Source organism: Treponema pallidum subsp. pallidum str. Nichols, assembly GCF_000410535.2.
Taxonomy (GTDB): Bacteria; Spirochaetota; Spirochaetia; order Treponematales; family Treponemataceae; genus Treponema; species Treponema pallidum.
Map to the genome: position 1 here is coordinate 511,837 of NC_021490.2, position 13,602 is coordinate 525,438.

Consider the following 13,602-nt stretch of genomic DNA (forward strand, 5'->3'; position numbering starts at 1 on the left):
GCATACAGGAAGGAGGCGCACGCTGCATCGGTTCTTCTGCAAACGGTACACTCCCCGTTCTCTCAAGCGGTTCCTGCGCCGAATCCATATCCCTGCTGACCGCGCGTACTGCATGCGTTACCTTGCAGACCCCGTATCCACCCCTGTCCGTGTGTTTGGCCGCACGCTCCTTTCTCGCACGTATGTTCGCTTCGATCAGCAGGCTATCGCGCACTCAGCGGACCTGAAGCGGCTCAATGCCATTGCAGCGTCAATAGCAAAGCAAAGGGGGCGGGTTAATTTTTGGTCCCTCTCCATGGCTTGTGCGAGCGTCCTCGCGCTTCTCGGGCTCGTGTACTTGATCCGAAATGTCATTGCTCGGCGTGTCGTTATCGGTGGTTCTGAGGCCGTCTTTGGTGCGCGGTGCGAAGCGGCAGTGGTAGATCTTGATCTATTCAACGCGCGCTTCCGCCTGAAGAACTATGCGGTGGCAAACAAGCATCATCCCATGTGGAATCTGTTTGAAATCGAAAGTATCGATATCCACTTTGACCTCCTGGAGCTTTCGCGGGGTAAGTTCGTCTCACACACGATGGTTGTAGAGGGCGTGACGTGGAACACGCCGCGCAAAACGTCTGGTGCTTTGCCCCCGCGCCGCGCAAAACGTCAACGTGTGCGCAGTAGTAACCCGCTTATTGCAAAAATACAGGAAAAAGCGGCGGAGCTGGCCGCCCCCGTGTCTTTTGGCGCAGGGTTTTCTGCGCTCAAAGCGCAAGTGGACCCGCGCATTCTCCTTGAACGCGAGGTGAAGGCGTTAAAAACTCCCACCCTCGTACAGCACGTGGGTGCGCAGGCGCCCAAACTTGCAGAGCGCTGGACGCAGCGTGTGTTTGACGCACACGCCCGTGCGGAAAAAACGGTGGCGGCGATCCGTGCGGTGACTGAGCTTGACTTTCACGCTTTAAAAGACGTGTCGGCAATAAAACAAGGTATCGAGACGCTCGATAGAGCGCGCCGATCCACTGAGGAAGCCCTCGCTACTGCGCGCACTATCTCCCACGAATTGCAGCAGGATGTGCATTCGACATTGGGTCTTGCGCGCGAGTTCGCCGCGGCGGTAAAGGCAGACGGTGCGCGCATCGCCCGTGCCGCGGCGGCTATCCGTGATATCCAGGCAGATGGAGGAAAGAAATTTATCTCTGGTCTTTGCACCGTCTTTTTGGCACGGAGCTTTAGCCATTATTACCCCTATGTGGCGCAGATGCTTGATTATGTCCGGGGGTCGCAGCGAACACCGTCTGATGGATCGCCGTCTGCGGAGGCAGAAAAGACAGCTCAGAGCCTTACGACGCGCAAGCGCCTTGCAGGGAGTAATTTTTTGTTTGAGCGCAACGTCCCTTCCGTGCTGCTGAGAAACATTGGGGTGTCTGCCGCAGATCCGCAGGCAAGATTTTCTGTTGCAGCCCGTGTGCGCAATGCGTCAAACGACGCGCACGGGTTTGGCGAACCGATTTCGTTCCTCCTGGACGTGGCTGCAGGCGCACAGGACGCCTCGCTGCGCGGCGTGGTGGATCTGCGCCGGGCGCATCCGGACTTAGTAGACGTCTCGTGCACTGCGCGGGGTATTCCGCTCGCTGTCCCGGCACCTGCAGAAGGATTCCCTGAGCTTTCTGGCGTGCTTGGACTGCATACGCAGGTGTTTGTGCGCAAAGATCACTCGGTGGAACTCAAGATGGGGGCACGTATTTCAGACAGCGTATTGCGCGCTGCGCCTTTTGAGCCGCGCGTGCTGTTTGACGTGTACGCGGATGTGTTGCGCCAGATACGGCAGATTGCATTTGAAGCTACGGTGCGCGTCTCTGCAGAGGGTGCGTTGAGTATTTCGGTAGAGAGTGACGCAGATGGCGCGTTTGTGCGCGCTCTTTCCCGTGCGTTTGCGCAGCAGGTGGACGCATTGCGCCGCGCGGTCATTGCAGAAGGGGAGCGATTTCTTGCTCAGCAACGCCGCGTGTACGCACAGGAAATTGCGCAGGTAACGCAGCTCGTTTCCCGTGCGGAGGACGCAATTGCCCAGCTGGGGGTGTCTTCTCGCGTGATACAGCAGAAACGGGCTGAGGCGGAGCGCCTTCTGGAAGCTGCAGCGCGCAAGGCACTGGGGGAGGTGACTAAGCGTGCCGCAGACGAGCTGCAGAACAAGGCGCGAGATGCATTCCGCTCCTTTTTCTAGGGGAGTGGCGCCGCCCCTTTTCGGTGCGGCCTCAGGGTTCGGCTGAGCCGGTGCGGGCGCTTTGGTCAGTTATGAAAGCGATAGCCGAACGAGAGGCTAGGCGTTTGCTGCAGGCTCACTCCTGTGAAACTCGGCTTTACGGTCAACATGTGCTGCTGTTGAACGCGCAGGTAAATGCTATTAGTAAAAAAATACTTCATCGTTCCTGTCACGTAGGAGTACATGCTGTCGTCTTCCTTGCGCTGTCCGAATGGCAGCGAGTACCCCAACCCAAGCATGCCGCCTACCTCGATGCGCGGGTAAAGTTCGTATAGATACGCAAAGTTTCCATCGAGCTTCACGTCCACTTGTTTTGAATCGGAGTGCATTTGCGCGTTAAAGCCAGCGCTGATGGTGCTGCTGTTGCGCTTAAAAAAGCACATCTCAAACGTGCCGACAAACCCGATAGGAGAACAGATTTTGAAAAAGTCAGAAACACCGTTGATTGTCGCGGCGTGGTCCTGCGGCCGATACACCGGCGCGTATCCCACGCTCAGGTCATAATAGAAAAAGATGGGCCTGCGCCAGAGCACTACATGCAGTATCCCCCGCACCTCTGCGTAAATATTCCGCGGCGTTATTGCGCGCAGCGTGTACGACCCGGTTTTGAGCGCCGCGTTGGGAATGGCAACCATCCAGTTTCCCTCTTTGTTTTTTGAAACCGAAAGGGGTTTTACATACGCTCCAGCCTCATCCGCCTTATCATCGGGGAACAGCGCAATGGTCCAGCCCTTTTCATACGTCCACGAGCGGTCGAGCACCACGGTGTATGCCTCTCCGCCAACTACGTGCTCTATGGTGCTCGGCGTAATCCCTCCTGTTTTTGGTTTGTGTACTTTTTCAATGGATAAGCTGGTCCACGCGCTTGCAGACGCGCGATGCAACACGTCGTAAGCAATAATCTGGTATTGGTACGACCCCGGTCTGAGTCGGGAAAAACTATAACTGCGCGTTGTGGCAACCGCGTTCGTCACTATTCTGCCGTGGGCATTGCGAATAAGCACTCGGTAGCTCACCGCCCCCGGCACTTCCTGCCAGCTGATACGCGCTTCCTGTTCTTTTAACTGAGATACGTGGACGAGTTCCTTCGCGTGCAGTTGCGCAAACAGCAGCACCGCACACGGTATACACACGCGGCTAATGATACTCATAATGGACAATTTCTTTTGCGCGCGGCCTTTCAAGTTCAGACACCCGTATGGTGAACGCGCGCACCACCTGTGCACTTGCAGGCTCATAGCCTTCCTGCTCTGTGTGTGCCTGTATGACCCAATGAAATGACCCTTCCTCAAGGTGCGCTAAGTTGGTAAATGAGAACTCCACCCCTGTGGTAGTTGCCGTTTGCAGTACCGCATCTGTCTTCTTGTTTTTTAACGTCACCGTATACCGCTGTGCGTTGTGCACCGCCGTCCACTTACAACGCAACGCGCGATGCTGCAAAAGGTATTTTTCAGTAATGAGTGCTGGCATGTCGCGCAGCACAAAGGAAGGAGCGCGGAGCGCAATCAAGTCACGCGTCTCTGGCTCCTCTTCCCACGCGTGCATTCCTTCAATGACCGTGAACGCGCGCAGTGCCGAGTAGGGGGAGCGATCGCTCCGACGCGTTTCCCACGCTACCTGCCACTGATATGTTCCTTCCTGCAATCGTGCACGCAGGCTCCGCATGGGAACGGTAAGAAAGGGTACCGACGTGGTAGTCACAAGCGGGGACGCGTTTGCATCCATGTTTTTAACCGTCCAGACATAGCGCCGTGCTTCTGGTATTGGCTCGCAGGTAAAGATTACCATGCGATTTTCCCGATCCGCGTGTTCGAGCACCTCGTCCTCGGCGGGAAAGAGCGCAACGGGCGCATGCAGCTCCTTTCCCTGTTTGATGGAGAAGGTTCCTACCTCAGAAGCAAAGACTGGGTCTTCTATTCCCTCATCAAAGCGAGGTACTACCTTCCAGAAATACGTTCCCTCGCCGAGCCCGGGTACCGAGATCTCCGGCGTACGCAAAGAGAATGTCTTCACATCCGCGCTAAAGTCGGCCCGGGAAGAAAGCAGTAGCCGGTACTGTTCCACGTCTTCTACAGACGTCCAGGAAAAAAGGGTAGGAGGAATCGCATCCCGATAGGAGAGTACTGCCTGAGCACGCGGCGTGTGCAGCATCACCTTACGCGCGCGACGCACAGAAAAGGAACGGGGCGCTGACGCCGTGCCGTTCTGCGGGACCAGGCGCCAAAACCAGCGTCCTTCCCCGAGTCGTTCGCTGGTTTTGAATGTTGTCCTCGAGGCGTTTGCCTCATGCGGAAGGGTAAGTTTTCTTTCCGTTTCAATAACCGAGAAGTCCGCGTATCGGCTAATTTGGAGACGGACGCTCGGCTGTACCGTCGTGGCATCGCCGAGCCAGACAAAGCCCACAGATCTGGTGTGCTCGGCAGTCAGGAGAAGTGCATCTTGGTCGGGTAGGAGAGGGACAAAGGTGGGGTGCAGAATGCGCACAGTGCCATCCTCCCGGGAAGTAGCAAGTTGGGTGAACGTCTGAAGGGGAAGTGTCTGTCCCTGCGCATCGTGAAGGAGTGCCTCACCGCGTGCTATCTCGACAGTTGAATCGCGTTCGCCTCCGCGCACATTCACCTGACCGTCTCCAGAAAGCGAGATGGTTGTCTTTCCTACATGTACGGTATGCGCTGCTGGATTCCCAGCGGCGCGTGCGTAGCGTATCGCTCCTGTGACCAAACGTACATCCTTCTTTTTCATTCCTGTGTGACTGATGCGCACCATGGTATTTTCTGCAATGTCGAGCCTGCTGTTATCAGTGAACACAATGACAGCTTCAGAACCGGTGGTGGTGCGCAGCACGTCCCGATGGTAGACGGGCACCCCGTCTTTGAGTTTGAGCCATAAGGCTTGGTTGTTTTTTTTGCGGGTTGCGGTTTTTTTATAAAAAAAAACCCGTCCGATTGGATTTCCCTTCCCCTGGGACAGACGGAGCGCGCGGGAGTAGCCCCAGCCGAGAAGCAGGATAAGGAGGAGAATAACGACCGTAACCGTGGCATCCTGCTTAGATAACTTCACACTTCTTTTCTTCGAAGTCAGGGTCGGCAGAAAGCCCCGGCTTTTCAATGGAAAGAAGTGCACGCAGCTCATCGAGCGTCTGCGGTCCGTCATGCCCCTTTAGATTGATAGCAGCGTACACATTCAGTGGTTCTCGTTTTCCTTTTACCGTTATGGGGGGCATTTTCTCCACTATAAGCATATCTTTAACAAGCTCATATGTGTTTTCGGAGATAAGAAAGTCAGTGCCGAACGGCTTATTCAGTGCTTCGATCCTGCTTGCGGTGTTCACCGCGTCTCCGATGACGGTGTATTCCATACGTTTGGAAGAGCCGATTTGACCTGCGACGCAGGAGCCTGTGTTTACGCCGCATCCGATGCCAATGCGAGGCTTTGAGCATGCGACGCGCTTTTCGTTCAGTTGAATAAGGCTTTCGCGCATGAGGAAGACCGCTTTCATGCTCTGCAATGCGTCTAAGCGTGCAGAGCCGAGGGAAACTGGCGCTCCCCATATCGCCATAATCGCATCTCCAATAAACTTGTCCACCACGCCGCCTGTCTGCTCGATGCAGTCTACCATACAGCTCATGTACTCGTTGAGAAACTCTACTACGTCCTCAGGGGGAAGCTTCTCCGACATCTCAGTAAAGGAGCGCACGTCTGAGAAAAAAATGGTAGCGGTTTTCCGTTCCCCTCCCAGTGCGAGCTCTCCCTTCATGGCCTTCTCTGCGATGTCTCTATTTACAAATTTGCCAAACGCTTCTTTCATGCGTTCCCGTTCTGCCAGACCACGCCCCATACTCACGAATGTTTCGGTGAGGAGGCCAATTTCGTCTTTGCTTGAAGGCTTGATATCCAGGAGGAACTGTCCTGAGCTGATAGCGTGCGTTGCGCCGACGAGGGTAAGGATAGGGCGGGTGATAGACTGCGCAATGAACCAGACAAGCAAGATAGAGGCGAGGAGCACCATGCCGGTGAGGATACCGTCGAGGATAATCGCGTAATATACTGCCTGGTACACCACACTCATAGGCGTTTCTAGGACTATGGCGAACTTTCCAAAGGTTTGCTTGGCGAACGCGCCGAAGTAGCGCTTGTTGTCCGTGCCGATGAAGCTGATTTGTTTGGTCAGCTGTGTAGATTCGCGTAAATCGCGCACAACGGGCGAGTCCTGCAAGTTAATGTTGCTGTAATTGAGAGAGTATTCCGGGTGGTACAGGGAGTTCCCCGCCCAGGTGACGGCATACATGGTTCCGGAGGAGGCTCCAGATTCTAGCAGGTGCTGAACGACATCCGCTGAGAAGATAACCACAACGTTACGCGTAGCGCCGTCAACTTCAAAGGGCGCGACGATAGCAATGATCTGCGCTTTAAACCAGGGGGCGGCGTTGAGCGTGGCTGGGGCAGTTTGAAGTGTGGAAATAACCTGTGCGTTGTCAGCTAGGAAGCGACGAGCGTCTGCCACCCGCAGCTGATTTTTCTTGAAGAAGTCACCGTTCCACAGCTCGGCTACACCGCCGACTCCGATGTAGCCGATGCGCGGGTAAAAGGAAAAAAAATCTTTAGAAAGTGCGGACCGCGAGTGCATGCGCGCGCCACTTCTGAGGCCAAGGGAAACGAAGGACTTGGCGCTTGTGGCAATGGCTTCGAATTCCCCTTTGATTTGCGCAGCAAAGTTCTCCGCAGCGGCAAGATTATTAAGCTCAGCATTACTGTGCAGACTCGAAGCGAAGAACCAGGAAGCCATGGCCGTAACCGCAATGGTGGCGAGCACCACCACCGTGCTGATAATACCGATGAGTTTCGTCGTAAGCGGCCACACAATTTTCTGATTCGCGTTCTTTCTGCTCATGTTCTGGGTAGCGCGTCGGCGAGCGTCCGTGTGTGCAATAGGGCCATACCTTTCTCTTTTGTTTGCACCATAATTCCGCGCGGAGTGACGGTGACGGCGGTATAAGGCGTCACCTGCGCTGCAGAACGAGTAGTCAGCTCAAGATTTTTGGTAAAGCGTCCCAGGAAGTGGCTGCCATTTTCGTCGATCACCGCATAGTAGTGCTCCTCTTCCCTCAAGAGAAAACTTTGCGCAGCTATACGCTGGGTACTCTCTTTGGTTACCTCCAGCGTCTTTGGGTCTATGTGCACGAGGCGGACGGTGCCGTTCCCTGTCGTGTCAGCAATGGCGACGAGCGCGTGAGGCTCGCTGTACAGGAGCCGGTTGCGGACGGTCCGTAGGGAAGAAGAACGCAAAGGCGCTTCAGTCTTTGGATCAACGAGCACGATTTCCGATAACAAGTGCTGGGCATCCACCACCTTAAGGCCGTAGCAGGGCGTGACACTTTCACGCGCTTCCTGTGCGCCGTGCGTCGCTTTCGCGCGCCCTGCATTCATCATGCGCTGCATGTCACCGGCAACCTCCAACCGCTCCCGTTGTGCTTCTGCACTTTTCTGCTGTGCTCGCTGCTCCTGACTGCGCGCTTCACGCGCGAGGCTCTCGGCCTGTTCGGTTGCCTTCTGCGCAGTGTGAGCCGCCTGCTGAGCTTCCTGCTGCGCACGCTCGGCGACGCGCTCCTTCTCTTTTGCTTCCTGCGTACGCGCCGGGTCCGGTGAGTTCTGCGCCGCCTGCTGAGCTTGCTGAGCTTCTCGGCGTGTCTTGTCCGCGTGTGCCTGGGCGCGCTGAGCCTGAGTGGACAGCTCCGCCGCGCGCTCCTGCGCCTGCTGTGACTGCTGTGCTAGTTGTTGGGCCCGGCGCGTTCCTTCCTGCGCCTCCCGCTCTTTAAGGTCAATCATGTCCCTGCGCAGATCAACGTTCTTGTCCGGATCTTCACGCAGCCGCTCCACCACCCGCTTGTCAGAAATGGCGCCGGTGTCCACTGCGCTGAGTGCGTCAGAGTGCCCGGAAAGGGGAATGACGAGCTGCGTTTTTCCCGGCCACTGATCGAAACGGCGCGCAATACCGACGTGCTCGGGGGAGAGATGCGCCGTTACCACCCCCTTGTAGCGCGCCTTGAATGTGGGAAGGTCTGCACGATACACCGCGTTGTACACCGTTGTGAAGGTTGCTATCGTGCGTGCGTCCTGCAGGCGATAGCCATAGGCGGCAGAAAGATAGGCGGCGACGATCTCGCGTATGTTGTCGATATGGTCCACCCGTGCCTGTGCGCCAATGATGAGGATGTCTGCATCAAAGCCATTGGTCGTGTGGGGACCTACTGCGTGAATAAGCGCGTAACGCGCACGATCCCCCGCAACACCGCCGCGCAGTGCAGAGGCCAAGCCCTCCCCGATGCGCCTGATAGCGGCGGCGCTATCTACGTCCGTGTGGGTTCCTGCAAAATTTTCAAACTCTACCGTGGCGTTTGCACGCTCAAGCTCACGGCGATCCACCTCGAGTGCAAAAAGACAGCCTGCGCCCAACACGGCACACATGGGCAGCACGTTCTTCATGACCCTCTCCCCCTTCTACACCTTTGTTTTTGAATACCGCACGCCTAGACACCTGAGATCCCAACCTTCCTGCGTCATCAAAGCCCCATCAGCGTAGCATACTCTGAACGAGAGTTCTTGCATAGGCCCGTATGGTGTACGGGAAAGCCCCCGTGGAGATGCGGGAGAGTTCTGAGACTGCCTTTTCAGAAAGGGTGCGCGGTGCACTGCGCGCGCATGCAGCGAGTGCATCGCACGCTGCACGCATCAGCGACTCGGCGCGTGCGTCCTTAGCACGCGTGACTCGGTACAGCGCAAGTAGTGCCCGCTCATCGAGGCCGAACGTGCAGCGGGTGAGCCCTTTGAGGATACCTTCGAGCACGGTGTAGTCCTGCTCTTTGAGAAGCTCAAGGAGCGCGTCTCGGTATTCGTGTGCGCCTAAGGCTCCTAACAGCGTTGCTGCCTGCGCTCTCCTGGCAGAGGTCACTGCAGGCGCCCGTGCGCGGGCGTGATGCGGTGAAGTAAGAAGCGCGTGCAACGAGCGGGCATAGGCCGGTTCTCGAGGTCCTACATTTCCTTCCTTCAGGGATGTTTGCACTGCCTGAAGGAGAAGCTCAGGGGTGGCGTACGGTCCGGGCGGCGACGTTGTGTGCGTCTCTTGCGCGTTGTCTGTCTTTCCGCTGTTTTTTGCAGGAGCGGGGGAAGAGAAGAACGGGTCGGAGGAGAAGATTGAGTCATAAGGCGACCGCTTAGCAGGGGCAGCAGGGCGAGAAGGGGGAGCCTCTTGCACGTGTGCACGGCGTGAAGAACCGAGCACGTGAAAATAGCTATCGCGGTTGTATATGGGCGTGTGGTCAATGAGTCTTGTTTCTGCACGGTATGCGTTGAGTACCCAACCGCCTGCAGATACTACGAGCCCGTCCGTGGTGATAAGCGGAGTAAACGGTGTTTCGTACAGCGAAATGTTCCACTTCAGCGCGCCTCCTGCGCTGAGGGTAATCGCCCGCGCTGTATCGCTGAGCACTATTTCGTCCCCCTGTACGCGGCACTGGGCAGCCGAGGAAAAGGTACACGGAAGTGTGAGCGAGAAAAGCTCATTTTCCCCATCTGCGTCGTAGGCACGCACCGCACCGTCTGCAAAAAGGGCGATGAGCATGTTTTCAGTAGCAAAAAGAGCGACACAAGAGCGCTGTGTGCTGATGCGCACCGGCACCGGCGCCTGGTGCTGCTTCGCGGTCTTTCCCGCCTGAGTCTTATCAGGCGTACTGTTTAGCGTGTCAGTGCGCACGCGCCACAGGCCCTGATCCGTGGCAACGACGTACCCGCGTGGGGTGCTCGTCAGCGCACGTACGGACCCTGATGCGCGCAGGGCGCCTTTTTTTTCTCCAAATATGGACCAGTACTCCACGGTTCCCTGCGGGCCCGTGATGAAAAATTCGCGCGTTTTTGCATCTGTCGGAGGAAGGAGGGGCTTTGCGCCAAGCTTCTGACTCCACAGGCGCTGGCCGGTACTGCTGAAGCACAGCAGGGCGTGTGCGGTGGTGTACAGCAGCCGTCCGTCTCTTAAAATTACAGGCGCGGTGCACAGCCCCCCGTTCGCCGCGTTCACCGCACGCTTTGCACCGCGCGTGGCAGCAGGCAGGACAGCAAATTCTCGGACGGGTATGCCCTGGCTGGAGAAAACCCATACGCGTCCGCTAACCTCGCTTACGTACACGAGTCCATCGTCAGAAACGCTGAGAAAGGGAGTGCCGACTACGGGGCAGTTTCTGCGCCACACGAAGGATCCTTTGGAGTTTACGCAGTTGAGGGCGCGATCTGCGCTAAATGTATAGATGAGCGAATCGTAACGCACCGGCTGTGTTACGTTCTGCCCTGCAAGGACCACACTCCAGGAGGAATCCTTGTTTCCGGCGTGTGCGGCGCCACTGCGTGCGGCGCAAGGATCTGCAAGGCAGAACGCCAGGAACACTGTGAGGGCGCGGTACCGTACGGGTATGCGCACCCTTTCTGCACGGTACTGGTTCTGATCTCTTTGAGGGAGGGTGTGTATCCTTTTACCCACTGTGGTTGCCTCCGTAGCGAGCTTTGTGTAGGGTCGAACGGGAGATGCCCCAAGCGTGCGGCGCCGGATGCGCTGCATATGTGCCTGCGCGGAGCCCACGCGCCCTGTGGGGCGGAGCTTTTTCCCGTAAAACCTTGCAAACGAAAGAACGCCTGTGGTAGAATCGGCCCGCGCTGGGTGAAGGGTCTTGTGACGTTTCATTCTCACATCATTATACCGAGGGAGTGGCTTATGGGATACGGTTCATCAGCTGAGGAAACGTCTTCTACACCGCATGCGTCAGGCCAAAGGAAGGTTGGTTTTCTGTCCCTGCGCACCAAGCTCGCGCTGGTGTTTGGGCTGCTTGCGTTCGTGTCTGGTCTGGTCCAGGGCGGTATATTGGTCGTTTTTGCGCGTAACTCCATAGTTGGGGAGATTTCTAGTCACCTTGCTGGCCGTGCTCGGGATACCTCCTCCATCGTGGAAGGGCGGATCGGCGCGCTGTTCCAGTTTTTGGAAGGTTTGGCACGTCTTGAAGTTTTGCAAGGCTCGTCCGACAGGCGCCGTGCCCAGGTGGACAGGCTAAAGAAGGAAGCGTTTTTTAACCGGGATATCGCGCGTCTTGCGGTGGTAGATCTCGCAGGCGTGTTGTACGGGGAGGACGGGCGCACGCATTACGTACAAGATCGAAAGTACTTTCAGCGGGCGGTTAAAGGCCGTTGTTACGTCTCTGCGCCCTATCCCTCGCGTTCGTCGGATGACATGGTCATTACCTTTTCCATCCCGGTATATGACGAAGATCGGCGGGTTATTGCCGTGCTCGTAGCGGATGTGATTTGGACGTGGCTGTGTGATATCACAGGGGATTTTTCTGTAGGGGGGGTGGGGAGAATCGCCGTTATTGACGAGGTTGGTACCGTTGTCGCGCACCCACGTCACGAGGTAGTGGCGCAGCAGACAAATTATATCCGCCTGGCAAAGGAAGACCCGGCCACGTACGCGTCCGTCGCAGAGTTCGTTGAGAAGGTTATCAAGTCAGACTCTACTGCCTCTCACGTGTTCTCGTATGAAGGCTTAGAGAAAATCGGTTCATCTGCCAAGATGAAGAGCACAGGATGGACCGTCGTGGTGTTTGTGCCTGTCTCCGAGTTTATGGGGCCTGTGTACACCCTGCAGAACTACCTGCTTGCGGTGGGTATCATTGTGGTACTCTTCTCCCTCATTGTGGTGTATGCCGTTGCGCGCAAGATTGTGCGCCCGCTACGCTCTACCGTCAGGGTGTTAGAAGACATCGCGTACGGTGAAGGTGACCTGACCGTGCGTTTGCCAGTGGTTGGAGGGGACGAGGTATCGCTGCTTTGCCAGTACTTTAACCAGACGATGGAGAAGATTCGCTTTGCTATCGCCACGGTGGGGTCGAGCTCTGACGATATGCGGCGCATCGGGGACGAGCTTGCCAGTAACATGACTGAAACAGCCAGTGCGGTAAACGAGATTACCGCCAATATCGATGGTGTCAAGCACCGAGTTGACTTGCAGGTGAGTGGGGTGTCTGAGGCCACGGACACGGTGGAACGTATCATCAAGACAATTAAGGGGCTGAACAGTAGCATTGAGACGCAGGCGGTGAACGTCGCACAGTCTTCCTCCTCAGTTGAGCAAATGGTTGCCAACATTGTGTCTATTACGCAGACACTTGAACGGAGTGATGAGGCGGTGCACAGTCTTGCTATTGCCACCGCTGATGGGCGTGACACGCTGGTTAGCTCTAGCGGTATTACGCAAAAGATCAGTGAGGAATCGGGAAGCTTGCTTGAGGCGAGCAGTGTTATTCAGCACATTGCAAGTCAGACGAACCTGCTTGCAATGAACGCCGCTATCGAGGCGGCGCATGCGGGCGAGGCAGGAAAGGGTTTTGCGGTGGTTGCGGATGAGATCCGTAAGCTTGCGGAAGAGTCTAGCACCCAAGGAAAGACCATTACTGAGACGCTCAAGACGCTCAGTGTGGAAATAGATACGCTTTCCACGTCTTCAAAAGCGGTTGAGGAGCAGTTTGATACCATCTTCCGTTTGTCCGATCAGGTGCGTACAATGAGCCGGTCGCTGACAGAGGCGATGAAAGAGCAGTCGGATGGAAGCCGTGAGGTCCTAGCTGCGATTAAGAGCATCAATGCCGCCACCGTAGACGTGAAGGAGGGGTCTGCGGATATGCTCAAAGGGGGCGAGGTTATTGCACGCGAGATGCAGCGCTTGGACGACTTAACTAGTGAAATTGCCAGAAGTATGAATGAGATGGCAGCTGGTGCCATCGAGATCAATAACGCAGTACACGAGGTTAATGAGATAACACAGCGTAGCAAGCAGAGCATCAGCAGTCTTGCAGATGAGGTGGAGAAATTCAAGGTATAGAGTCCGCATTGTACGTGCTCTGCTGTTCTGCGCGTGTAGTTTTTCTTAGTGCAGTGAGAGCGGCTTGACAAAGCCGTGGGTTCGCGCGTACAGTCCGGGGCGCGTAGTCATCGCCAACTTAGCTCAGTCGGTCTAGAGCGCGTGATTTGTAATCTCGAGGTCTAGGGTTCGAATCCCTAAGTTGGCTTGTTCGTTTGGGGAGTTTCCCGAGTGGTCAAAGGGAGCAGACTGTAAATCTGTTGGCGTTGTCTTCCAAGGTTCGAATCCTTGACTCCCCACTTTCGTCTTCCGTTTGCTTTTGGGTAGTGTCTGACTTGTCTTTCCCTGGCGTTTCGTTCCAGGCGTTTTTGCTAGCTGCTGTGCCTCTTGTCACTTTCTTGAGTGCAGGATGTTCTTTTCGTGCGCGTGCGCGCGGTGCGGAAGGATTTCAGTGGCGGAGGAG

7 protein-coding genes and 2 tRNA genes are annotated in these 13,602 nt (G+C 56.2%); 4 read left to right on the forward strand and 5 right to left on the reverse strand.

The features are described from left to right. Positions 1-295 precede the first annotated feature (295 nt). Positions 296-2,206, forward strand: coding sequence for a TIGR03545 family protein (locus TPANIC_RS02340; RefSeq protein ID WP_310794699.1), 1,911 nt, complete (start codon positions 296-298; stop codon positions 2,204-2,206). A 65-nt stretch (positions 2,207-2,271) separates the two neighbouring features. Here TPANIC_RS02340 and TPANIC_RS02345 read toward each other — a convergent pair whose 3' ends face one another. The 5 genes from TPANIC_RS02345 to TPANIC_RS02365 all read right to left on the reverse strand — a co-directional run bounded on the left by TPANIC_RS02345 (position 2,272) and on the right by TPANIC_RS02365 (position 10,595). Beyond that, the gene (locus TPANIC_RS02345; RefSeq protein ID WP_014505516.1) at positions 2,272-3,396 is read right to left on the reverse strand and encodes a fibronectin type III domain-containing protein; all 1,125 of its coding nucleotides are present in this window, start codon (positions 3,394-3,396) and stop codon (positions 2,272-2,274) included. After that, on the reverse strand, positions 3,383-5,398 hold the full coding sequence (locus TPANIC_RS02350; RefSeq protein ID WP_010881933.1) for a FecR family protein: 2,016 nt from the start codon (positions 5,396-5,398) through the stop codon (positions 3,383-3,385). The genes TPANIC_RS02345 and TPANIC_RS02350 overlap by 14 nt, the downstream gene beginning before the upstream one ends. Beyond that, positions 5,292-7,136 carry an adenylate/guanylate cyclase domain-containing protein gene (locus tag TPANIC_RS02355; RefSeq protein WP_010881934.1) on the reverse strand — a complete coding sequence of 615 codons (1,845 nt, stop codon included), beginning with the start codon at positions 7,134-7,136 and terminating at the stop codon, positions 5,292-5,294. Before TPANIC_RS02355 ends, TPANIC_RS02350 begins: the two co-directional genes overlap by 107 nt. Further along, a complete protein-coding gene (locus tag TPANIC_RS02360) occupies positions 7,133-8,728 on the reverse strand; it encodes a P83/100 family protein (protein WP_012460559.1) in 1,596 nt (531 codons plus the stop codon). The genes TPANIC_RS02355 and TPANIC_RS02360 overlap by 4 nt, the downstream gene beginning before the upstream one ends. An 88-nt stretch (positions 8,729-8,816) precedes the next feature. Beyond that, a complete protein-coding gene (locus TPANIC_RS02365) occupies positions 8,817-10,595 on the reverse strand; it encodes a PQQ-binding-like beta-propeller repeat protein (protein ID WP_237260094.1) in 1,779 nt (592 codons plus the stop codon). A 27-nt stretch (positions 10,596-10,622) separates the two neighbouring features. On the opposite strand from TPANIC_RS02365, the gene TPANIC_RS02370 reads away from it, so the two are divergent. The 3 genes from TPANIC_RS02370 to TPANIC_RS02380 all read left to right on the forward strand — a co-directional run bounded on the left by TPANIC_RS02370 (position 10,623) and on the right by TPANIC_RS02380 (position 13,438). After that, positions 10,623-13,160 (forward strand): methyl-accepting chemotaxis protein, encoded by a 2,538-nt coding sequence (locus tag TPANIC_RS02370; RefSeq protein WP_010881937.1) that lies wholly within the window; start codon positions 10,623-10,625, stop codon positions 13,158-13,160. A 112-nt stretch (positions 13,161-13,272) separates the two neighbouring features. Further along, positions 13,273-13,347, forward strand: a tRNA-Thr gene (locus TPANIC_RS02375). Between the two features lie 9 nt (positions 13,348-13,356). Beyond that, a tRNA-Tyr gene (locus TPANIC_RS02380) sits at positions 13,357-13,438 on the forward strand. Positions 13,439-13,602 lie beyond the last annotated feature (164 nt).

Bases quoted from the DNA above. Each gene is read 5' to 3' on its own strand.
- TPANIC_RS02340 (WP_310794699.1), top strand. From the start codon at position 296: ATGGCTTGTGCGAGCGTCCTCGCGCTTCTCGGGCTCGTGTACTTGATC.
- TPANIC_RS02345 (WP_014505516.1), bottom strand. From the start codon at position 3,396: ATGAGTATCATTAGCCGCGTGTGTATACCGTGTGCGGTGCTGCTGTTT.
- TPANIC_RS02350 (WP_010881933.1), bottom strand. From the start codon at position 5,398: ATGACGGACCGCAGACGCTCGATGAGCTGCGTGCACTTCTTTCCATTG.
- TPANIC_RS02355 (WP_010881934.1), bottom strand. From the start codon at position 7,136: ATGAGCAGAAAGAACGCGAATCAGAAAATTGTGTGGCCGCTTACGACG.
- TPANIC_RS02360 (WP_012460559.1), bottom strand. From the start codon at position 8,728: ATGAAGAACGTGCTGCCCATGTGTGCCGTGTTGGGCGCAGGCTGTCTT.